At 28.7% G+C, this 24,478-nt stretch carries 22 protein-coding genes and 1 other annotated feature; of the genes, 1 reads left to right on the forward strand and 21 read right to left on the reverse strand.

Going from position 1 to position 24,478, the window contains the following annotated elements:
* Positions 1–76: 76 nt before the first annotated feature.
* The 8 genes from pflA to dusB all read right to left on the reverse strand — a co-directional run bounded on the left by pflA (position 77) and on the right by dusB (position 10,650).
* On the reverse strand, positions 77–823 hold the full coding sequence (gene pflA / locus T352_RS0105175; RefSeq protein ID WP_026392049.1) for a pyruvate formate-lyase-activating protein: 747 nt from the start codon (positions 821–823) through the stop codon (positions 77–79).
* Positions 810–3,080: a formate C-acetyltransferase gene (gene pflB, locus T352_RS07210; RefSeq protein WP_035345483.1), complete on the reverse strand. Its 2,271-nt coding sequence runs from the start codon at positions 3,078–3,080 to the stop codon at positions 810–812. Before pflB ends, pflA begins: the two co-directional genes overlap by 14 nt.
* A gap of 99 nt (positions 3,081–3,179) precedes the next feature.
* Positions 3,180–6,554, reverse strand: coding sequence for a transcription-repair coupling factor (gene mfd / locus T352_RS07215; protein WP_162151215.1), 3,375 nt, complete (start codon positions 6,552–6,554; stop codon positions 3,180–3,182).
* Positions 6,555–6,590: 36 nt separating this feature from the next.
* Entirely contained in the window at positions 6,591–7,160 is a 570-nt protein-coding gene (gene pth / locus T352_RS0105185; RefSeq protein ID WP_026392051.1) for an aminoacyl-tRNA hydrolase, read from the reverse strand.
* A gap of 12 nt (positions 7,161–7,172) precedes the next feature.
* Positions 7,173–8,165 carry a ribose-phosphate pyrophosphokinase gene (locus T352_RS06640; protein ID WP_035345457.1) on the reverse strand — a complete coding sequence of 331 codons (993 nt, stop codon included), beginning with the start codon at positions 8,163–8,165 and terminating at the stop codon, positions 7,173–7,175.
* Positions 8,166–8,272: 107 nt separating this feature from the next.
* Complete coding sequence (locus tag T352_RS0105195; protein ID WP_026392052.1) at positions 8,273–8,710, reverse strand: MarR family winged helix-turn-helix transcriptional regulator; 438 nt, start codon at positions 8,708–8,710, stop codon at positions 8,273–8,275.
* A gap of 10 nt (positions 8,711–8,720) precedes the next feature.
* Entirely contained in the window at positions 8,721–9,572 is an 852-nt protein-coding gene (locus T352_RS0105200) for a DegV family protein (RefSeq protein ID WP_026392053.1), read from the reverse strand.
* 106 nt (positions 9,573–9,678) lie between these two features.
* Complete coding sequence (gene dusB / locus T352_RS0105205; protein WP_026392054.1) at positions 9,679–10,650, reverse strand: tRNA dihydrouridine synthase DusB; 972 nt, start codon at positions 10,648–10,650, stop codon at positions 9,679–9,681.
* A 149-nt stretch (positions 10,651–10,799) separates the two neighbouring features.
* On the opposite strand from dusB, the gene hslO reads away from it, so the two are divergent.
* Complete coding sequence (gene hslO / locus T352_RS0105210; RefSeq protein WP_026392055.1) at positions 10,800–11,666, forward strand: Hsp33 family molecular chaperone HslO; 867 nt, start codon at positions 10,800–10,802, stop codon at positions 11,664–11,666.
* A 45-nt stretch (positions 11,667–11,711) separates the two neighbouring features.
* On the opposite strand, the gene T352_RS0105215 is transcribed toward hslO, so the two are convergent.
* The 13 genes from T352_RS0105215 to tmk form a co-directional block, all read right to left on the reverse strand.
* A complete protein-coding gene (locus T352_RS0105215; RefSeq protein ID WP_026392056.1) occupies positions 11,712–13,325 on the reverse strand; it encodes a ZmpA/ZmpB/ZmpC family metallo-endopeptidase-related protein in 1,614 nt (537 codons plus the stop codon).
* On the reverse strand, positions 13,322–14,668 hold the full coding sequence (gene gltX / locus T352_RS0105220; RefSeq protein ID WP_162151216.1) for a glutamate--tRNA ligase: 1,347 nt from the start codon (positions 14,666–14,668) through the stop codon (positions 13,322–13,324). Before gltX ends, T352_RS0105215 begins: the two co-directional genes overlap by 4 nt.
* A gap of 104 nt (positions 14,669–14,772) precedes the next feature.
* Positions 14,773–15,165 (reverse strand): 30S ribosomal protein S9, encoded by a 393-nt coding sequence (gene rpsI / locus T352_RS0105225; RefSeq protein WP_026392058.1) that lies wholly within the window; start codon positions 15,163–15,165, stop codon positions 14,773–14,775.
* A gap of 3 nt (positions 15,166–15,168) precedes the next feature.
* Positions 15,169–15,597, reverse strand: a complete 429-nt coding sequence (gene rplM, locus T352_RS0105230) for a 50S ribosomal protein L13 (RefSeq protein WP_026392059.1) — start codon at positions 15,595–15,597, stop codon at positions 15,169–15,171.
* 94 nt (positions 15,598–15,691) lie between these two features.
* Positions 15,692–16,366 (reverse strand): potassium channel family protein, encoded by a 675-nt coding sequence (locus tag T352_RS0105235; protein ID WP_162151217.1) that lies wholly within the window; start codon positions 16,364–16,366, stop codon positions 15,692–15,694.
* Positions 16,367–16,383: 17 nt separating this feature from the next.
* Positions 16,384–17,607: a TrkH family potassium uptake protein gene (locus T352_RS06645; protein WP_162151218.1), complete on the reverse strand. Its 1,224-nt coding sequence runs from the start codon at positions 17,605–17,607 to the stop codon at positions 16,384–16,386.
* 189 nt (positions 17,608–17,796) lie between these two features.
* Entirely contained in the window at positions 17,797–18,753 is a 957-nt protein-coding gene (locus T352_RS0105245; protein ID WP_026392061.1) for a YitT family protein, read from the reverse strand.
* The gene (gene metG, locus T352_RS06650) at positions 18,750–20,306 is read right to left on the reverse strand and encodes a methionine--tRNA ligase (RefSeq protein ID WP_232361989.1); all 1,557 of its coding nucleotides are present in this window, start codon (positions 20,304–20,306) and stop codon (positions 18,750–18,752) included. The genes T352_RS0105245 and metG overlap by 4 nt, the downstream gene beginning before the upstream one ends.
* 44 nt (positions 20,307–20,350) lie before the next feature.
* Positions 20,351–20,549 (reverse strand) — a binding site (T-box leader).
* Between the two features lie 47 nt (positions 20,550–20,596).
* The gene (gene rsmI / locus T352_RS0105255; RefSeq protein WP_026392062.1) at positions 20,597–21,430 is read right to left on the reverse strand and encodes a 16S rRNA (cytidine(1402)-2'-O)-methyltransferase; all 834 of its coding nucleotides are present in this window, start codon (positions 21,428–21,430) and stop codon (positions 20,597–20,599) included.
* Complete coding sequence (locus T352_RS06655; RefSeq protein WP_162151219.1) at positions 21,430–22,134, reverse strand: tRNA1(Val) (adenine(37)-N6)-methyltransferase; 705 nt, start codon at positions 22,132–22,134, stop codon at positions 21,430–21,432. Before T352_RS06655 ends, rsmI begins: the two co-directional genes overlap by 1 nt.
* A gap of 1 nt (position 22,135) precedes the next feature.
* Complete coding sequence (locus T352_RS0105265) at positions 22,136–22,933, reverse strand: PSP1 domain-containing protein (RefSeq protein ID WP_026392063.1); 798 nt, start codon at positions 22,931–22,933, stop codon at positions 22,136–22,138.
* 8 nt (positions 22,934–22,941) lie between these two features.
* Positions 22,942–23,856, reverse strand: a complete 915-nt coding sequence (locus tag T352_RS0105270; RefSeq protein WP_026392064.1) for a hypothetical protein — start codon at positions 23,854–23,856, stop codon at positions 22,942–22,944.
* Entirely contained in the window at positions 23,853–24,464 is a 612-nt protein-coding gene (gene tmk, locus T352_RS0105275; protein ID WP_210994360.1) for a dTMP kinase, read from the reverse strand. Before tmk ends, T352_RS0105270 begins: the two co-directional genes overlap by 4 nt.
* Positions 24,465–24,478 lie beyond the last annotated feature (14 nt).

Consider the following 24,478-nt stretch of genomic DNA (forward strand, 5'->3'; position numbering starts at 1 on the left):
ATAACATACAATTATATCTCTAGACCCAAAAATAAAAAATTAAGAGCATTACAAGTAGTAACACTCTTAATATAAATTATTCTTGCATATATTTAAAACCTGATTTTAAAATATTTTCTGCTATTTTAACATCATCTTTTGTTGCTTCTCTAACCCCATCAAGTGGATAAGTTAAGCCCATTTGTTCCCATTTAATTTGACCTTTAGAATGATATCCTAACACGTCAATTTTAACTATGTTGTTAAGTGTATCTAAAAACTTTCTTAAAGTAATTAAATCATCTAAGTCGTCATTAACACCAGGAACTAAAACGTGTCTAGTGTTTACCTTAACACCTAATTCATCCAAAAATTTAGCAAAATCTAAAACTTTTTTATTCGATGATCCAACTAATACTTTATGTTTTTCATCATTGATTTGTTTGATATCTAGTAAGACTAAGTCAGTATACTTCATTAGTTCTTTAAATTTATCATTTTCTCTAACGTTATAACATGCAGCACTAGTATCAATACATGTATGAATTCCTTCACTTTTAAATTTTTTAAATAATTCTATTAGAAATGGTAATTGTAATAAAGGTTCTCCTCCACTTACAGTAATACCACCGGTTTTATAAAATGATTTATACTTTGAAAAGTCATTAAAGATTTCATCAACTGACATTAATTTGTTAGTTCTTGTACTCCATGTATCTCTATTATGGCAAAACTGACATTTAAATGGACACCCTTGTAAAAATACAATATATCTTACTCCTGGTCCATCAAATGCGCCAAATGTTTCTATCGAATGAACGTTACCAACATTATCTACTTTCATGGAATGTTCTACTAATAACTTCTAACTTTTGTTCATTTGTTAGGTTTGAGAAGTTAACAGCATAACCTGATACTCTAATTGTTAAGTTTGGATATAAATCTGGATTATTATAAGCTTCTACTAATGTTTCACGGTTTAAAATATTAACATTTAAGTGATATCCGCCACTGTTGAAATATCCATTTAAAATTCCAACTAAGTTATCAACTTTAATGTCACCTTCAAATGTAAAGCCGTCTTCAGTAATAACTTCATCACTCTTACCAAGTGATTGTGGAATCATTGTAAATGTATTTGAAATACCATCTTGACATGATTCACATGGAATCTTAGCAACACTTAATAATGATTTTAAAGCACCTGAGTTATCTCTACCGTGCATTGGGTTAGCACCTGGAGCAAATGCTTCTCCAGCTCTTCTACCATCTGGTGTATTACCTGTTTTCTTACCATAAACTACGTTTGAAGTAATTGTTAATACACTCATTGTAGGAACTGAGTTTCTATATGTATGATTTGATTTAATCTTGTTCATAAATACTTCAACTACTTTAACAGCTAATTGATCAACTGCATCATCATTGTTTCCATATTTAGGGAAGTCTCCTTCTGTTTCAAAGTCAACAACTAAACCTGTTTCTTCATCATAAATTGGTTTTACTTTTGCATGTTTAATAGCTGATAATGAGTCTGCAACTACTGATAATCCTGCAACACCTGTTGCGAAGAATCTTGTTACATTTACATCATGTAGAGCCATTTCAACTTTTTCATATGCATATTTATCATGCATGTAGTGAATAATATTTAATGCGTTAACATAAACTTCTGCTAATTCATCCATTGTTTTATCAAAACGATTCCAAACTTCATCAAAATCTAATACATCTGTTTTTAAAACGTCTGTTACATATTTTGTAAATACTTGATCGCCTGATTTTTCATCACGACCACCATTTATTGCATATAGTAATGCTTTTGCTAAGTTTGCACGTGCTCCGAAGAATTGCATTTCTTTACCAATAGCCATTGGTGAAACACAACATGCAATACCATAATCATCACCATGTGTTGGTCTCATTTGTTCATCATTTTCATATTGAATACTTGATGTATCAATTGAAACTTTTGCACAGAAACGTTTGAAGTTTTCAGGTAATCCATCTGACCATAAAACTGTTAAGTTTGGTTCTGCTGATGTTCCTAAATTATATAATGTTTGTAAGTATCTAAATGAGTTTTTAGTTACATAACTTCTACCATCTAAATTCATACCACCGATTGATTCAGTAACCCATGTTGGATCTCCTGTAAATAAGTCATTATATTCTGGTGTTCTAGCAAATCTAATCATTCTTAATTTCATGATGAAATGATCTATTAATTCTTGAGCTTCAACTTCAGTTAAAAGCCCATTTGCAATATCTCTTTCAATATAAATATCTAAGAATGTTGATGTTCTACCTAAACTCATCGCAGCACCATTTTGTTCTTTAACTGCTGCAAGATATGCTAAGTATACCCATTGGATTGCTTCTGCTGCATTTTCTGCTGGTCTTGAAATATCAAAACCGTAAATATTACCTAACTCAATTAATTCTTTAAGTGAATTAATTTGATCTGTAATTTCTTCTCTAAGTCTAATTTTGTCTTCTGTCATTGGGAAAGTAATTTGTTCTTTCTCCATTTGTCTTTGTTTAATTAAAAAGTTAACACCGTATAAAGCAACTCTTCTATAGTCACCAATAATTCTACCTCTACCATAACCGTCAGGTAGACCTGTAACTACACCACTTCTTCTTGCTGCTCTAATTTCTTTTGTATATGCATCAAATACACCTTGGTTATGTGTTTTTCTATATTCAGTAAAAATATGTTTTAAGTTTTCATCAATTTCATAACCGTATGCACTTGCAGCATTTACTGCAATGTTAATTCCACCATATGGATGGAATGCTCTTTTAAATGGTTTGTCTGTTTGTAATCCAACAATTTTTTCTAATTTTTGATCAATGTATCCTGCACCATGTGAAACGATTGATGATACTACACTTGTATCTAATTCAATAACTCCACCTTTTTGTTTTTCTTCTTTTAAAAAGTTAAAAAACATTTCGTTTAATTTCTTACTTGCATCTGTTGCTCCTGCTAAGAAATTTGAACTTCCTGTATATTCAGTATAGTTACTACTGATAAAATCTCTCACGTCAACTGTCTTTTCCCAGTTACCGCCTTTAAAACCTTCCCATGCTTTCATTACTATTCACTCCTTAATAATATTTACTACATGATTTATCATTTTTATTATATACCAATAGCAACTGTTATGCATTTTTATCTTGATGAAAACGTTTTTTCACATAATTATTTTTGACAAATATTCTTCAATTATGATAGAAAATGTTAACAACCAGTGTTGTTTATTGTTATTATAATTAAGTTCAATACCAACTTCATCGTTTAAATAACTGAGTTTAAGATCATACTCACTTTTGTTAACAACTTCAAATAGTTTTCTTCCATCAATATTTTTACTTGATAGTTTATCTACTGAAATTCTAACACTCCCACGTCCGTTTATTATCTTATAACCACCGATTTTATAAAATAGTTTTTTAAATAATTTTTCATACATATATTCTTTTAACTCGTCACTTAATTTACCAAATCTATCTTCTAGTTCATTTTCTAGTTCCTTTAGCTCAGAAGTAGTTTGAATCTTGTTTATTTGTTTATGAATTTCAATTCTAATACTATCTTCTTCAATATATTCCTTATCTACCGTACGTTTTGAATATATATTAGTATTTTCGCTTTCAACCTTTAACTCATCCTTATTATGGATAACTTCATTTAAGAGCTGCATATACATTTCAAAACCAACTGAATCGATAAAGCCTGATTGTTCACTACCTAAAATATCACCAGCACCTCTAATCGATAAATCTCTTAAAGCAATCTTATAGCCACTTCCTAATTCCGTAAATTCTTCAAGCACTTTTAATCTCTTATATGCTTCATCATTTAAGTCTTTATTTGCTTCATGCATTAAATATGCATAAGCAATCTTATCACTTCTACCAACCCTACCTCTAATTTGATAAAGTTGAGATAGACCTAGTTTATCTGCATCATGAATAATTAAAGTATTAGTGTTTGGAATATCAATTCCCGTTTCAATAATTGTTGTTGAAACTAAGACATCATACTCATGATCTATAAAATCACTAATTGTATCTTCTAACTTATTTTTAGTCATCTTACCGTGCGCATAAGTAATTCTCGCTTCTGGAACTAAGTCTTTAATCTTTAAAACAATTCGTTCAATATCAACAACTTTGTTATATAAATAAAACACTTGTCCCCCTCGAGCAATCTCTCTTCTAATTGCCTCTTTTACTAAAGCATCTTCCCTTGGTATAACATAAGTCTGAACTGGATATCTGTTTCTTGGTGGCGTTTCAATTGTTGTTAGATCTTTTAATCCCATCATTGTCATTTGTAACGTTCTAGGAATTGGTGTTGCACTAAGGGTTAAGCTATCAACATTTACTTTTATTTCTTTAATACGTTCTTTATGCATAACTCCAAATCTTTGTTCCTCATCGACTACCATTAAACCTAAATCACTAAATTTAACATCCTCTGATAATAAGCGATGAGTCCCAACAACAACATCAACTAATCCTTTACCTAGTTTATCAATTGTTTCTTTTTGCTTTTTAGCACTAACAAATCTACTCATTAAAGAAACTACTGCCCCAAACTTCTCAAACCTTGATTTAAAGGTTAAATAATGCTGTCTAGCAAGCACTGTAGTTGGAACTAGGTATAATACTTGTTTCCCTGATAAAACAGCCTTAAAAGCTGCTCTAAGAGCAACTTCGGTCTTACCAAACCCAACATCACCGATAATTAACAAGTCCATTGGTTTAGGTCTTTGCATCAACTCTTTAACTTTCTTAATACTTGTTTCTTGGTCTTTCGTTAATTCATATTTAAAATCATTTTCAAACTCAATTTGAAGATTATCATCAGCATTAAACTCATAACCAATTGTTTCTTCTCTAAGCGCATAAAGTTTAATTAATCTATCACTTAATTCTTTAATTTTCTTTCTTACTTCACGTTTGGTAGCATCCCATTGCTTGCTACCCATTTTTGATAATTTAGGAATTACTCCCTCTTCACTACTATATTTTAAGACTAAATCAATTTGGTCAATTGGTACGTATAATGACTCATCATCCTTATACATAATATACAAATAGTCTTTAGTTCCACCACTTAAATCCATGGTTTTTAAGCCCATATATTTACCAATACCAAAGTCATAATGAACAACATAATCACCAACATTTAACTCATCAACATTACTAATTTTAGTTGCTTGATTTAAAACACTACGATACTTAGCTTTTCTGTTTGATTTAAAATTAAATATACTCTCTTCATTGATGAAAATAACTTTTTCGCGATTTAAAATAAATGAACCAACAATTTGTTCAGTAGTTAAAGAATAATCATTAAAATCTTTTGACGCAAAATATTCAAGTAGTTTTTTCTTATAAAAATCATTGTTGATTGAAATAATGATTTCATAATTCTTGTAGCTGTTGATAAGGTCATAGTAAAAAAGTGGTAAGTTTTCAAAATATTCAGTAGTTTTTAATACTCCTATATCAAATCCTACTTCACTAATTTTGCCGTTAGTAATAAAAATATCACTTCTAGCAAACATATTTAAGTAGTTTTGATAAAAAGGAATAGATGAAAAACTTTTACCATCTAATGTTCTTTCGAAAGTTTGTAAATCATCAATTTTTTGTTTTTCATTAATCTCACTTTTATGTTTATCAATAATAATTATTTGTTTATTAGAAACAAAATCAATAACCGACGTTTCTTCTTCATTAAAGAATGGAATATAAATATTAAGTGTTTGTAAGTTTTTTCTTAAAGCTATTTTTTCCATATCTTCATCAAATCTTTGTAATTCTTTTTTTGATAACTTAAAATTACTAAAGTGTTTATCAATTCTCTTTATTGCCTCATCCATCATTTTTGTTGTATAGAAAAGTTCGTAAAGCGGACTAACTTCTATTTTTTCAACTTGAGCAATAGATTTCTGAGTTTCAGGATCAAAAACTTTAATACTTTCTAAATAGTTATCAAAAAAATCCAGTCTAAAAGGACCTTCATTGTCTCTTGGATAAATATCAACAATTCCACCTCTAATGGAAAATGTTCCTGGCATATCTACAATATAACTAAAAGAATAGCCACTACTAATTAAGAAATCCCTAATCCCATTATAATCATACTCTTTATTTTTTTCTAAGACTAAATTACTATTCAAATAGTCTATAGGCTTTAACTGACGCATTAAAATACCATCTAGAGTTGTTACAACAATACTTTTTTTATTTCTTAATAATCTTCTAATTGTAAATAATCTTTCACTTTGAAATTCAGGACTACCTAATGACATTACTTGAGTTAATGTTTGATCAATTGGATAAAATAAAATATCTTCCTCATCCATAATTAAATTAAGACTATCATAATATTTTTGAGCTTCATATAAATTAGGAAGTACGACAAAAATTGTTTCATCTTTTTGATAAAACAGATCTTTAATTAAATATATATTATAACTATCTACTGAATTATAATAATATTTTTCATTATTTAATAAAATATTTTTAAACTCTTTATTCAATATTTTCATCTTTCACCTCAAGTAAAGAAAAGGGCTAAAAAGCCCTTAGTTATTTGTGTTATATTTAGTCATTACATCTTTAAAATATTGTTCACTTATAAAATCATCAACAACATTCATAGCATCAATAACTACAGGTTTAATTGTTTCTAGTTCTTGTTTACTAAATTTACCTAAAACATAATGATCTAGTGGCATTGATTTATCTAATCCAATTCCAAATCTTATTCTTTTAAAATCTTTCGTATTTAGATGTTTAATAATATCTTTAACGCCATTATGACCACCATGGCCATTAGTTTCTCTTACTCTTAACTTACCAAGTTCTAAGTCAATGTCATCGTATATTACTAATATATCATCTACTTCTATTTTATAATATGACATGATTTTACTAAGAGCATTACCACTTAGGTTAACATATGTTGTTGGTTTTGAAAATATTACTTTTTCACCATTTATTCTTTTCTCAGCAATAAATGATTCTAGTTTACTATCAAATTTAAAATCAATATTTAATTTTTGAGCAATTTCATCTAAAACGATAAAACCAACATTGTGTCTAGTTAAATGATATTTTTCACCGACATTACCTAAACCTATAATTAATTTCATTTAATCACTTCTTTATTCTTTTTCTAATACTTCTAATGTTTCAATTTCAGCAAATAATTGACTGATTGGTAAATCTTCAATAATATGTAAGATTGATTTTCCTAGTAAAGAACCAATACTTACTTGAGATATTTTCTTAGATTTGATTGCATCTTCTCTAAGTTTAATAGTATCCGTTACAATTACATCTTTAATTGGTGAGTTTTCAATATTTTTAATTGCGTTACCTGAAAAAATAGCATGAGTTGCTGCAGCATAAACTTCTGTCGCACCTTTTTCAATTAATGCACTTGCTCCAGCACAAAGTGTTCCAGCAGTGTCAATTATATCATCAATTAAAATAGCAACCTTACCTTCAACTTCCCCAATAATGCTCATAACTTCAGCTTTATTTGGTTCTGGTCTTCGCTTATCAATGATAGCAAGTGGTGCATCTAATAATTTAGCAAATTGTCTAGCTCTGGTTGCTCCACCATGGTCAGGTGAAACTACAACTACGTTTTCTAATTTTTTACGTTTTAAGAAATAGTTTGCAAGTAGTGGTGCTGCTGGGAAATTATCAATTGGGATATTGAAAAAACCTTGGATTTGGGCAGCATGTAAATCGATTGATAAGATTCTATCGATTTTTGCTACTTGTAATAAGTCTGCTACTAATTTTGCCGTAATTGGTTGTCTTGATTTAGCTTTTCTATCTTGTCTTGAATAACCATAATAAGGCATAATAACTGTTAAACTTTTTGCAGATGCACGTTTAACCGCATCAGCAAATATTAATAACTCCATTAAATGTTCATTTGTTGGATTACTTGTTGATTGAATTACGAAAACATCAAAACCACGTACACTTTCGCTAATGTTTAATCCAATCTCACCATCTGAAAATCTGATTAACTCAATTTCACTTAGCTTAAATCCTGCTTCTCTAGCAATAATTTTAGCTAGTTCAGGGTTTGAATTTAATGCAAATACCTTTGTTTTCTTGATCAATAAAAGTTCTTTCATTTTAAATAAAACTCCTTTATATACTATTTACTTTAATTATACAATAAAAAAATGATTTTAAAATAAATAATTGCCTAAAGCGTTTTAGTAAAAAAAATACTAGAAAACTAGTATCTATTTTTAAAGTATTCTTTGACTCCTTCAAGTGACTTAATTAACACTTCATCCTCACTGAGATTTAAATCCTTAAGCGCTGAATCAATCATTTCATCATGGAATCTATCATGAATTACTAACGCTTCTTTTGCAAGATCAGTTAATTTTAGATTTACAACCCTCTTATCCTCAACGCCTCTAGTTCTTAGTACATAACCTTTTTTGACTAGCGTATGAATAGAAGTAGTTAGAGTTCCAACTGTTACTCTTAGTCTATTTGCTACATTCGTCATTGTTGGAATGTCAGATAATTTGATTGCCTCCAAAACATGAATTTCTGTCATTGATAGAGTAACACCTCTATCTCTTAATTCTTTTTCCTCAATTGATAAAATGTGGTTGAATACTTCAACCAACAACTCATTAATTAAATCCTTTGTTTTTGCCATGTTATACTCCTTAATTATTATTAATTATTATTACTCCCATTGTTCCAGGTCCGGCATGAGCTCCAACAACTGGAGTTAGTGGAACAACTTCAACTTTAATATTGTTTTGTTCTTTAAGTCTACTTGCAAATTCTATTGCTTCCTCTTTATTACTTGTATAAGCAATATATACTGATACATCTTTATCTTTTATTTTTTCAGTTAAGATTTTAAATAGTCTTTCTCTTGCTTTAGAGGTGGTTCTGATTTTTTCAAATGGAACTAAACTTCCCTCTTCATTAACTACTAAAAGTGGTTTAATTTTTAACATTGTTCCAAGGAAACCACTTGTTGCAGATAGTCTTCCATTTTTAACTAAATATTTTAGAGTATCTACTAAAACATAGATTTTTAAATTATCTCTTAGTTCATTTAGTTTATTATAAATATCCTCTGCATCTATTCCTTTATTAATTAATTCAATAGCCTTTTCAACTAAGAACACTTCACCTTGTGAAACAGACTTTGAATCAACTACATAAACATTGATATCGTCAACTAATTCTTTAGCTAATATTGCACCTTGAAATGTACCTGATAACTTGGAAGATACTGTAATAACAATAATATCTGTTACTCCTGTTTCTTTTAATTCATTATAAACTTCAGAAATTCTACCAGTTGATGTTTGTGATGTTCTTATATCGATATTTGGATTTGCAATAACTAATTTATAAAAATCTTCTGCTTTAATATCAACATAATCTTCATATTCTTTACCATCAAGTAATAACGTTGACCTAATTACTTTAACTGGGAAATCAATATTTAAATAATCGATCCCCGAATTTCCACATACTACTATTCCTATTTTTTGTTTCATTTTATCTATTTTCCTCATTTTTCTCTCATATTCAAAAATAAAAAACCCTTTTATTTATGAATTAGTAATATCATAACATACAAAGGTTTTAATTTCAAAGTATTTTTTATTTAATAAGATAATTTCCCAAAATATCAATCATTTCTTTAGAAGTTCCTGCTTTAGAAAGTTCTTTTCTAATCTCGCTAGCATTAGGAAGACCCTTTAAATACCATGGTGCATGACCTCTCATCTCTAAGGTTGCAAGTTTTTCACCCTTAAACTTTTTTAGTTCACTTAAATGATTAACAATTAAATCATATAGTTCAGTGTTTGTTGGACGCTCTGGTACTTGCTTATTATTTAAATAAGCATCAATTTCCCTAAAAATCCAAGGATTTCCTAGTGCTGCTCTCCCTATCATTACTGCATCACAATTAGTATACTCTAACATTTTAATTGCAGACTTTCCGTCAATAATATTACCATTACCAATAACAGGTATATTAACAGCTTCTTTTACAGCCTTAATAACGTCTAAATCTGGTTCTCCAGAATATCCTTGTGCTCTTGTTCTAGCATGAACTGTAATTAATGATGCACCTGCTTCTTCAATTTTTTTAGCAACTAAAACTGCATTAACACTATTGCTATCCCAACCACTTCTAATCTTAACTGTTACAGGTTTACTTACACTACCTACAATTGCTTTTACAATTTCATATATTTTATCTGGATCTTTCATTAATGCGGAGCCTGCTTGATTTTTAATTGCAACTTTAGGAACAGGACAACCCATATTAATATCAATTGCATCACAGTTACTATTTTTATCAATATATTTTGCAGCCTTGACCATTGTTTCTAAGTCTGAACCAAAAATTTGCTGAATCATCGGCTTTTCAACATCTTCCATATATAGCATTTTTTTAGTTTTATCATTATTATGAAGTAATCCCTTATCTGAGACCATTTCAGCAAAAACTAAACCAGCTCCATATTTTCTAGCAAGAATTCTAAAAGGACTATTTGATACTCCTGCCATTGGGGCAAGAACTACTTTATTTTCTATCTTTATATCTCTAATTTTAAAAGACATTTTATCACCGCATTAATTGTATCACAATTATATTAATATGTTAAAATATATATTGTAGGTTTAAAATATTATATTATAATTAAGAAATATTTTAAATAAATAAGGAAAGGAGATATATTTAAATTTAGTATTTAAATATAGAACATTTTATGAAAAATTATGCATTAATTGCAACAGCATATGATAATATGGCAAGAATATATATAGGTAATACCACAAATCTTGTTGAAGAAGCTAGACAAATTCATAAAACATTACCAACAGCAACAGCAGCTTTTGGTAGATTTTTAACAGTTTCCGGACTAATGGGTCTAATGTATAAAGATGATGAAAAATTAACACTACAAATTAAAGGTGATGGTCCAATTGGAACAATGCTCGTTGAATCAAATGGGCTTGGTGTAGTAAGAGGCGACATCATTAATCCTAATGTTTATATCAGAGCAAAAAAAGAAGGTAAGTTAGATGTTGGTGCTGCCGTTGGAAATGGTTTTCTTCATATCACAAAAGATTTAAATATGAAAAATCCTTTTACTTCTTCAACTGAATTAGTATCAGGAGAAATTGCTGAAGATTTTGCTAATTATTTTGTTGTCAGTGAACAAACACCATCAGCTGTCTCACTTGGTGTGTTAGTAAATGTTGATCAGTCAGTTTTAAGTGCTGGGGGATTTATTGTTCAAGTGTTACCTGGAGCAAGCGATGAAGTTATTACTAAACTAGAAAATAGTATTAATGGTGCTGGGCCAATTAGTAGATGGTTAAATGATGGTAGAACAATTGAAGATATGCTTGAATTTATTTCTAATGGAACACAAAAGGTGTTAGCAACAAAAGAATTAAAATACGAATGTAATTGTTCAAAAGATCGCTTTGCTAAATCATTATCTGCATTAGATAATCAAACAATGGATGAATTAATTGAAGACGATGGAATTGAAGTTGAATGTCATTTTTGTAAAACAAAATATAATTTTACTAAAGATGAACTAATTAAAATTAAAGACAACCAATAAAAACAAAAACTATATTAGAAATCCTAATATAGTTTTATTTTTTAATTATTTATTTTCAATAATCCAGTGATCTGTACCAAATACTTCTTCTAATGAAGTAAACTCTTTAATATCTTCTAAAACATCTGATACATTAATATATCCATAATTTTTACTAAAATTATATTCAGTATTTCTTGATATACCAAATAGTGTACCTGCTTTTAATGTTACTAACTCATTTTGTGCTGCCACTTCTTGTAATCCACCAACTCTAACTAAGTTTTTAACGCTTGAGTTATAAATACCAGTTTGACCAATTAAATTACCAACATTTAGGCTCATTTTATATGTGTATTTTAATTCTTTAATTACTTCTTCATCGTTTTCATTTTTTTCTTTAACTTGATTATCTAATGTATAAGCACCAACTTTAATATTACCACTATGAATCATATCTTTTGGTTCAACACTCATTGATTGTCCAAATAAACCACCAATGTTTACTTCTAAATTAATATCTTTAGGATTCTTTTTGTTTTCGTCACTTAAATTACTTTCTGATGCAATAACATAGTCTAGTTTATCTACATTAATATTTGTTTTTGAGATAACATTATTGATTAATACTTCTGATGCATCACCAATAATCCCACCAATATATAATGCATTTTTTCCACCACGTAAACCAGCTTCAGCTTTTTGTTCAACACTAACATCAATATTAGCTTCTACTTTTACTCTTTGAATAGAACTTACGTTTGATTTAATTTCGCCAACTAAACCACCAACTCTTGTTGTCCCAATTCTTTCATGAGTAATATCAATATTACTATCTATAATATTAACATCATTAATTTTAGCTGTTGTAACACCACCAAGTAATCCAACTTTAACATAATTTGATTCACTATTGATAGCTAGTCTAATTGAACTATTTTTAATAGTTATATTGCTAATTTTTGTTGAATTTGATTGTGCTTGTCCAAATAAAATACCTACATATCTTGAACCTGTTACTTTACTTACTGGTTTGATTGTTAAAGTATCAATTATTAAATCTTTAACAACAGCACCTGATGAAAGTTGTCCAAATAAACCAATACTTGTATTTGTTGAATCAATTTTGTAATTACTAATTGTTTTATTATTGCCATCAAAAACACCACTAAATGTTCTTATTAAATTTTGTTTAACATCAGCTTCTCTACCTGTAAAATCTAAGTCTGCACCAAGGGTATAATGACCGTTAGGATTTTGACTAATTGCAAAAAACTCATCTACTGTTTGAATTGTTTTTTCAACTGGTTCATTTGCTTTAAATGATTTAGTCCCAATTGTTAAAATTTTTTCACCAATTGTCGCTTTTACAAATACTGTATAATTTTTACCTACAGTTAAATTCTTAAACTCAATATTATCTTTATCTTCTTCTTCTAATTCTTTAATAGTAAATGTTAATTCTTCTTTAACAGTACTTGATCCGTCTTCTTTAATTTGAATATAAATTCTTGATGTTACTTCTCGATCTGGATCTTCAAGTTTTAAATCAAATTTGATTGATGTCCCAAGATTTTCAAAATTATTAAATTTCGCTTTAGCGTATGTTTTATCTTTATTACATCCCACTAAAGTAACAGCTAACAATAACGTTATAATTAAAGCACCTATTTTTTTCATAATCCACCTCTTTGTAGTTTAATAGTTAATTTTATTCTATTTAAAACTTCATCTTTTCCAAGTAATTCTAACGTCATTGGTAAACTTGGCCCGTGCATATCTCCTGTTGTTGCAATTCTTAAACTCATGAAAAGTGGTTTACCCTTAGTATTTGTAATTTTACCAGTTTCTTTAATTGCATCATTTATTGCATCATGAGTAAAATCATTTAAATCACTTAATAGTTTCTCAAATGTCAATAACATTTCTTCGCTATTAAATTCTTTTAATACGTTTAACTCTTCTTCATTTAAACTAAATTCATGATGGAAGAAGTTATTATATAATTCAACAATTTCCCCGACATAACTCATTCTATCTTTAAATAATTTAACTAAGTTTAATAACCAGTTATCATCTTTAATTTGAATATTTGCTTTATCAAAGAAAACTTTAGCTTTATCTTTTAAAATATTGTCATCTAACATTTTTATATATCTACTATTGATATAACCAAGTTTTACTTTATCAAACATAGCTGGTGATTTTGATAATTTACTTGGATCAAATAATTTAATTATTTCATCCTTTGATAAGATTTCTTCTTCACCACCTGGTGACCATCCTAATAACGAAATGAAGTTAAACATTGCCTCCGGAAGATATCCTGCTTCTTCATATTCTTGGATGAACTGAATAACATTTTTATCTCGCTTAGATAGTTTTTTTCGCTCTTCATTAACAATAATTGTCATATGACCAAATCTTGGAATATCCCAGCCAAAAGCTTCATATACCATCATTTGTTTTGGTGTATTTGTAATATGTTCTTCACCTCTTAAAACATCTGTAATTTCCATTAAGTGATCATCTATTACAACAGCAAAGTTATATGTTGGAATTCCGTTATCTTTCATTAAAATCCAGTCTTCAACTTCTTTACTTTCAAATCTAAGTGTTCCTCTAACTATATCATCAAATTCATAAGTCTTATTTTCTGGAACTCTAAAACGGATAGCAAACTTATCACTATCCTCACGGTACTCTTTATATGCTAAACCTTTTTCTAATAAAATATTTGCATACTTTTGATATAATTCTAATCTTTCTAACTGACGGTATGGACCAAATGGGCCACCCTTATCTGGTGATTCTTGCCATTCTAAACCTAGCCATGTTAAATACTTTAACTGACTTTCTTCTCCGCCTTCAACATTTCTTAAAACATCTGTATCTTCGATTCTAATTACAAAATCTCCATTATAATGTTTTGCATATAAATAAGTAAATAATGCACTTCTTGCGTTCCCAATATGTAGGAAACCAGTTGGACTTGGTGCATATCTTGTTCTAACTTTTTTCAATATTAACACATCCTTAACTCTATCTATTATATTATAATAGATTTGGCTTCAATATACAATCTAAAATAAAAAAATAGAGAACCCAAAGGCTCTCCACTTTAAAATTATCTCTTTGAAAATTGTGGTGCACGACGTGCTTTCTTTAATCCGTATTTCTTACGTTCTTTAGCACGTGGATCTCTAGTTACTAATCCAGCTTTCTTTAATACATCTCTTAAGTCTGGGTTAACTTCTAATAATGCACGAGTAATACCTAAACGGATTGCTCCTGCTTGTCCTGTTAAACCGCCACCGAATACATTAACTGTAATATCATATTTACCATTTGAATTTGTTAATTCAATTGGTTGCATTACGTCTAATCTTGTTGCTGCTGATGGAAGATATTCTGTGAATTCACGTTCATTAACGATGAATTTACCTGTTCCTGTTGTTAAGATAACACGAGCAACTGATTTTTTACGACGACCTGTTCCTAAATATTGTACTTTAGCCATGAATTAAACCTCCAAACTTTCTGGTTTTTGTGCGATATGTGGATGTTCTGATCCTGCATATACGTATAATTTACGGTACATATCTTCACCTAATGATGTTTTAGGTAACATACCTTTTACTGCTTTTTCAACCATACGAGTTGGGAATTTTTCCATAACTTCTTTAGCTGTTTTTTCAGAAAGACCACCATTATAACCACTGTGGCTATAATAGATTTTTTGATCCCATTTTTTTCCTGTTAATTTAATTTTGTCTGCATTTACTACGATTACATAATCTCCGCAATCTACATGTGGAGTATAGATTGGTTTATGTTTACCACGTAATACACTTGCAACTTCAGTTGCTAAACGTCCTAGTGTCTTGCCTTCTGCATCAACTACGAACCATTTACGATCAACTGTTTGATTATTTGCCATATATGTTTTCATTCTTTTTTTTCTCCTTAAGTTCCTTTTTCAAGGGGCTTTTTTTGTGGAATAAATTTTGTACCGTCTAATATATTACTATATATTATCACCTTTGTCAAATGAAAGTATCAAAAAAGTTAATTATCTTGTTAATATCTTTCTTTCTACCAAAAATAATTAAATGGTCCTTAGGTTTTAGGACTGATTCTTTATTTGGTACTAATTTTTCACCATTTCTAATAATTACTAAAATGTTAATATAATACTTACTTCTAGCATTTAATTCAACAATAGGTATTTCCCTAAATTCTTTCTTTAATTCAATTTCATATGCATCAAAACTATCTGTCATTTTGAAGTAGTCAATAACACTATCACTAGTTATTCTATTTGCAATTTTTTCACTAGCTATTTTCAGTGGAAAAATAATATCATCTGCACCAATTAAATGCATTGTATCAACAAATGATTCATCATCTACTCTTACTGTAATTTTATTTATTCCTAAAGCTTTTAATCTAATTACTGTAACAATAGTAGTTGCAATATTCATATCTTCTTCTTGACCAAATGCAACAATCACGTGATCACAGTCTTTAATTCCTGATTCCTTTAAAGCATCTTCATTTGTTGAATCACATACAATAGTATAATCAGTAAATAAACTAGCACGTTCAATTCTATCTTTTCTATAATCTAATGCTAAAACATCAACATTATTTTTAGCAAATGATTCTGTTAAGCTTATTCCAAATCTTCCCATTCCGATAATTCCGATAGTTTTTTTCAACTTTAACACATCCTTTTTTAAATTAAATAATTTATATCAATATAATCAACATTCCTTACATCTACTTGTTGTTTAAATATAAATGAACTAATAAATGTAATAACTCCAAGTCTACCAATAAACATTAAGAAAATAATTATACCTTGTGACAATCTAGTTAAACTGCTAGTTATCCCCAGTGATAACCCAGTATTAGACAGTGCACTACCTGCTTCAAATAAAATACTTGTAAGAGATATATCGTTATTAAATATTGTAATTACTATTACCCCGGTAAGCAAAATTATAAAATTAGCAATTATAATAAAATATGCTTTTTGCTGATATTCTCTAGGAATCTTTCTCTTATAAGCAATCGGATCTTTCCCTTTAATAAAGCCAGTAATTGACTTTAACACTGTATAGAAGGTTGTTACTTTAATCCCTCCAGCCGTTGAAGCAGGTGCTGCTCCAATAAACATTAAACTAATTGTTATAAGAATTGTTGCATTTTTAGCAACCGAATAATCATATGTATAAAATCCTGCTGTTCTTGTTGTTGCTGAATGGAATAGTGCATTTAAAATACTTGCATCCTTTTCAATTAAATAAAAACTAACTGCACCAAACAAGAATAAAATTAAAGTCATTTTTAAGATAATTTTTGAATGGAAACTTAGTTTCCTGAAACTTTTTTTCTCATAAATATCATAAATAACTATCGTCCCAATTCCCCCTGTTAAAATAAGTAAAATAGTTAATATATTAAATAAATAATTATTACTAAACATCATTAAACTATTATTGTCCGAAAATATTGTTATCCCCGCATTATTAAATGATGAGATGGTATGAAATAATGCATTACCAAATGAATCAGCTAAATTATACCCCTGATAATTGAAAAATGCAGTAAATAATATAACACCGATACTTTCAATAATAACGGTAATTCTTACAATTTTTCTAATTGTTTTAACGATACCAACTCTTGTATTTAAATTAGTATTTTCTCTAATTAAATCTCTTTGTTTATAACCAATTTTTGCCCCAAAAATAGTGAAGATAAAAAATGCTAGTGTTGTAATACTCAATCCACCAAGTTGAATTAATAAGCCAATAATTATCTTACCAAAGAGGGTATATGTTTTAGCCACATTAACTGTTGTTAACCCAGTAATTGTTACCGAGGTTGTTGCTGTAAATAAATGATCAAAATAACTTACATCAGTTAGTCCGGTAACTGCAAAGGGTAAAGCCAAAAGTACTGACCCAATAAGTATCAAAATCATAAATGAAAACAGTATATTTAGTTGTGGTGATATCTTATTTTTTATCATATTATTTTACTTATCCTACCTTTTCCTTATTTTACCATAGATGAAAATATCAAGCAAGCAAGCCATATAAAAAGAATTCAGTCATTTAAATAACTGAACTCTAAATGCTTATTATGCAATTCTTTTACGTTTGAAATTACCATGTACATTTTTAACTGGTCTTGAGATAACAAATGCTTTTTGATCAATTTTATTAATAATCTCTAACATTGACTGTAGCTCATAACTTGAAATTACAACCATTATTTTTGTCTTTTCAACATTAGAGTAAGCCCCACTCACCTTTGTAAGGGTAACGCCACGTCCCATCTTGTATAAGACACTTTCAATAATTTCAAGTGGGTTTTCAGTAATAATCTCAACTGATAAATAATGGTATGCTGTATGAACTTTATCAGTTGCAAGAGTTGTTACAATAAGTCTAACCATTGTATATGAAAACACTAAACCTGCTCCAATTTGTACACCACCATGAACTTTACCACCAGTAATTAACGCCCCTGCTGTCGCAATAACAATATTTAAGGTCATTGAGATAAATCCAACTGATTGTCCTTTTTTAAATGACCAGTACTGTGCAACAATATCAAATCCACCTGTTGATGTTCCATACTTTAAGGCACCACCAACACCAACACCAATTAATAAACCACCTAACACTGATGCTAGTAATGCATGTGAAGGATCATTTAACCCTAAATCAACTTTAGGTATAATCCCAATAACAACTGACTGAATAACAACTGATACTAAACTATATATTGTAAATCTCTTTGAAACTCCAAACCAACCAAGAATTAGTATTGGAATGTTTGCAGTAACAATAAACAATGACATAAAGATATCGCCATTAAAATCTGGATTTGATTTTACAATAATATCTCTTACAACCTGAGCTATCCCAGGAATACCACCTGTATACATTGGTACAGCTGATTGTTCTAAAAACCAAGATACACCAAAACCATAAATCATTGTAAAAAAGACAACGGCTAAAAATCTTTTAATTTCTGGAAAAACTTTCTCACTAAAGAAGGGTGAACTAATAAAGTTCTTTATTTTTTTCATGAATCTGATGCAATCTCCTCTATTTTTTTAATAATATCATATCTTTCAAACAATACTTCTGCTTCATTAAACAGTGTTTCACTGTATTGTCCAAATTCTTCTAAACTTTCAAATGATTCATCTTTAATATTTAACATCTTAATAATCTTATCTGCAGTTTCAGGAATAAATGCTTTTAGTCCAACTGCTACAAATCTTATTGTTTCTAATAATGTATATAACACATGATCTAATACTTCAGGTTTATCTGTATCTTTCACTAATTCCCATGGTTTTGATACATCAATATATTTATTTGCTGCTCTAGATAAAATTAATACTTCTTCTAATGCATCAGAAACATGATAAGTTTCCATATGCTTTATCATTCTTGGCAACATTTCTAATGACTTTTCTTTTAAATTTAATTCAAAAGGTTCATCTAACATAACTTTCTTAAATTTACCACCACGATACTTATTAACCATTCCAATTGTTCTATTTACTAAATTACCAATTGTATTTGCTAAATCACTATTGTTTCTTTCAATAATTAATTCATGAGTATAATTACCGTCTTGTCCATATGGTATTTCATGAAGCACATAATATCTAATTACATCTGTTTTAAAATGTTTTAATAACTCATCTGTATAAACTACATTATTAGTTGATTTACTCATCTTAGATTTATCAAACAATAACCAAGGATGACCAAATACAGTTTTTGGTAATTCAATATTTAATGCCATTAATAAGATTGGCCAGTAAATAGTATGGAATCTTAAAATATCTTTACCAATTAAGTGAATATCAGCTGGCCAGAATTCATCCATCATAACACTACTATTTAATCCATTAAAACCTAGACCAGTTAAGTAATTACTTAAAGCATCGATCCAAACATAAGTAACATGATTTTTATCGAAATTAAATGGAATTCCCCATTTAAATGATGTCCTTGAAATTGAAAGGTCTGGTAACTTATCTTTTAAGAAATTATTTAACATTTCATTTTTTCTAGATTCTGGCATAATAAATGAATCATTATTTTTAATATGTTCGATAAGTCTATCTTGATATTTTGATAGTCTCAAGAAATATACATCTTCAACTGTCCAAACCGGCGTATCTCCGCTAGGTCCCTTGCCGTCTACGATATCATTTTCAGAAATATATGATTCATCAGCAACCGAATACCATCCTTCATATTTACCTAAATAAATATCATCTTGGGCTAGTAATCTATCTATGATATTTTGAACTGCATTAACATGATTACTATCTGTAGTTCTTACAAATTTGTCATAGCTAATATTCATTGTATTATATATTCTTTTAATTTCATTAGTTATTTGATCAACATATACTTGTGGGGTAATTTCATTATCAATTGCTTTTTGTTCTATTTTTTGACCATGTTCGTCTGTTCCTGTTTGAAAGTAGACATTATAACCTTCAAGTCTTCTAAATCTTGCAATACTATCAGCAAGTATTGCTTCATAAACATTCCCTAGATGAGGAATTGCTGAACTATATGCAATTGCAGTTGAAATATAAAAATTTTTCTTCATTATAAACACTCCTTTTTTTATAAAAAAAACGCCCTCAAAAAAATATTAAGGACGAAAATATTCCGTGGTACCACCTTAGTTCTAGTTTCCTAGCACTCAACACTTTTAACGCAAGCTTACGTTTAGCCTACATATCGACTAAATTGCTCCAAAGCCATAGTTACTAGCCATTTTATTTACTCACACCAATCGTAAACTCTCTTTGAAAATTAATCTAATAACACTCTTCTTCAACGCATATTCAATTTTACATATTTATTATAACATTAAAATATTTAATTGCAACTACCTTATTTATTAGTCTTAATCTTATCATAAACTTCCCTCTTTGAGATACCAAGTTCCTTAGCAATAAGCTTCATATTGGTCATATCATCAAGTCCTAGTTTTTGATATTTAACAAATAAATCAATAACTGATAAATTACTTTCTTCCTGAATAAATCCCTCTACTAATATTACATATTCACCCTTATTTATAAACTCTATTTTAATTGCTTCTTTTAATGTTGTTCTTATAAAAGTTTCATATATTTTAGTTAACTCTCTAGCAATTACTACTCTTCTATCACCTAGTATTTCAAATAAATAATTGATTGTTTTATCAATTCTAAATGGTGATTCATAAAAAATTAGAGTTGCATCTACTGTTAAATATTTATTTAGGAATAAAGTAATTTCACTTTCTTTTCTTGGTAAGAAACCTAAAAATAAATTAGGCTGCATTTTTAATCCTGATGAAACAAGTGCTGTCATACTTGCTGTAGCACCTGGTATGCTAGATACATTAAAGCCCTTTTCAATTACTTTATTGGCAATTTCAAATCCTGGATCACTAATACCTGGAGTTCCTGCATCACTTATTAAAGCAACATCAAATCCATTTTCCAAATACCAAAGAACATCATTTTCTTTTTCTAGTTTATTATGCTCATGATATGATTTCATCTTTGTTTTTATATTATAATGTGATAAAAGACGCATTGATGTTCTAGTATCTTCGGCAAAGATAACTTCTACATTACTAAGTACTTCAACTGCTCTATAAGTAATATCTTTTAAATTACCAATTGGTGTTGAAACTAGGTATAGAGTTTTTTTATCATTTCTAAAACTTTCTTGCATCAAAAATCACCTATGATTTCTTTCATTTCTTCTGTAAATTCATGTTTTTCTTTATATATAATTAAAGGGTTTAGGACATCTAGTCCTAAGTTGCCATTTTTAATGCCTTTAATTAAAACGTGATTTGCCCTACTCTCTAAATATGGATGAACAAATCTTATGGTCTTTAAAACTATATTGTATTTATTAAATAAATAAATAATTTCTTCTAATCGATCTGGTCGATGTACTAAATAAAAGGTTCCGCGATACTTAAGTAATCTACTTACATTACTTACTAAATCTTCTAGTGTAAGACTTACTTCATGTCTTGCTATTAAATCTTCTAAATTTTCACTTAATCTTTGATTGTTATTAACTTTAAAAAATGGTGGATTTGAAACAATCATGTCAAATAATATCTTATTATTAAATTCTTTTAAATCCTTATTATATACTTTTAATCTCTCACTTAAATCATTTAGCATAATGTTTTCTTTTGCTTGAATAAATCTTTTTTCTTGAATTTCAACACCAAAGATATTAGCATTTGTTTTAAATGCTAAGTCAAGCATTAAAACTCCTGATCCTGTTCCGATATCCAAAATATTTTTACACACTTTAGGAACTTTAATAAAATTTGCAAGAAGGATTGTATCCGTATTAAAAGCTTGTTCTTTTGTTTGATTTAATTTAAAGTTTTTTGTAAGTACTTGAAAAGTCATACTATTTAATTAACTCTCTATAATCTACCCATTCAGGGATAATATCATTTTCAAAATACTTGATTTTAACTTTACTACTAATAAAATTAATATCAATAACTCTTCCTTCACCTTTTTCAGATTTAACTTTTTGATTTAAGTCTGGCATCTCATTTTTCAAGATTCCATATACTTCATCCTCAAACTTTAAGCAACAAAGAAGTTTTCCACAAACACCTGAAATATTTTTAGGATTTAATGATAATTCTTGGTTTTTTGCCATTTTAATTGTTACAGCATCAAACTCGCCAATAAATGACTGACAACAAAGTACTAAACCACATGGGCCAATACCACCTACTATTTTAGCAACATCTCTTGGTCCTATTTGTCTAAGTTCAATTCTAGTTTGATATAATCCTGATAAGTCTTTTACTAAGTCTCTAAAATCTACTCTCTCTTCTGCTTTAAAATAGATTGTTAGTTTTGCTCTATCTAGAGTATATTCAGCATTTAAAACAAACATATCTAAATCATATTTGTTTATTAATTTTCTTACTTCATCTATTACTAATATTTCGTCAGCTTGATTTTTAGCTTCATGCTCCAAATCTTTCTTTGTAGCAAGTCTAACAACTGGTTTTAAGTTATCTAATACTTCTAGTTCATCTTCACCCTTAATCGAACTAACTAAGCCTATTTCTAGACCTACAGTAGTTTCTAAAATAACTTTATCTCCTTCATTTAATTTTAAATGTTCTGGAATCTTAAAATAATATTTCTTTCCAGCTTCTTTAAACTGAATTAAAGCAATATCCATAAATACACCTACTTCTTTAAGTTAACCATTAATAAATCTAGTGATAGACTGATATTAATATTGGCACTTTGTTTTCTTATTTCATCTTTAATATACTTTGTTTTTTTAATTACTTTGCCTAAGGTTAAACTCTTACCTACTTTATAATTAAAATAACTTTCTTCTTTTATCAAATATTTTAATAAATCTAAGTAATTGCTTAGCAATAAATCTAAAAATGTTACATAAATATTTTTATTAATAAGTACGTTACTTAGTAATTCATTTACCCTTATTAATGGTTGATATTTTTTATTATCGATATTTTCCATATGTTCTTTAATATAGTTAATAATTTCTATAATATTGGGGTCATCTAAATAATTTTTTGCTAAATTAAGATCACTAGTCAAGAATGAAATATTTCTAGCAGTAAAATCATCTACTTCATCATTTATTAATGTTTCGTATATATCATTTAGAATACTAGCATTAACTCTTACTACTTGGCTTCTTGATGTAATGGTTGGTAATACACTTTGTAAATTATTAGTAAGTAGTATTCCATATACATTACTATTTTCAGGCTCTTCCATAAACTTAAGTAAACTATTAGCTGCCTGAATACTAATTACATCAACATCCTCTATTATATAGATTCTTGGGGCATTAACTAACGATGTTTTAGAAAATGTTTTTTGTAGTTCTAGTATTTGATCTTTCTTAATACTTAAACCATCTGGTTTAATAAAAGATACTTGACTATGTTTCAAATCACGAATTATATTTAATAAATCTTCTCTCTTATCAAAGTCAGATAAAATAAGACTTGCTATTTCAAACGCTAAATCTCTCTTATTTACATCAATACTTCCGGTAATTAAATAAAGGTGGGTTAGACGATTCTTTTCTTTAGCTTTAATAAAAAAATCTAAGTTACTCATATTTTACTCATAATACTATCTAACATAATTTTTGCAATATTATCAATTGACTGATCTCCATCAATTGTCATAATACGGTCATCAAATTTTTTAGCTACTTCTAAGTAACCACTTCTTACCTTTTGATGGAATGTTAGTTTTTCTTGATCTAAGCGATCAATCTTGTCTCTTCCTTTAATTCTTTTTAATCCGATTTCCGGATCTAAATCAATGTAAAACGTTAAATTAGGTAAATGGTCTAACGCATACTTATTAATATTTAAAATAAAATCTAACCCAAGTTCTCTTGCAAATGCTTGATAAGCTAAAGAGCTATCAAGATATCTATCACATAAAACAATTGTTTTATTTTTAAGTGCTGGAAGAATTACTTCGTCTAAGTGTTGTGCCCTAGAAGCAGCGTATAATAATGCTTCTGTGTATGGATTAACATTTGTATATTTGGGATCTAAAACAAGCTGTCTTATACTCTCAGCAAACAAAGAGCCACTTCCTCCTGGTTCTCTTGTTAAAATAACGTTATAGCCCTTGCTTTCTAATTCCTTTTTTACAAGTGCAATCAACGTTGTTTTTCCTGTTCCTTCTCCACCTTCAAATGTAATAAACATTTTAATTCCTCCTA

Source organism: Haploplasma modicum ATCC 29102 (assembly GCF_000687835.1).
In the GTDB taxonomy this organism is placed as follows: domain Bacteria; phylum Bacillota_I; class Bacilli_A; order Acholeplasmatales; family Acholeplasmataceae; genus Haploplasma; species Haploplasma modicum.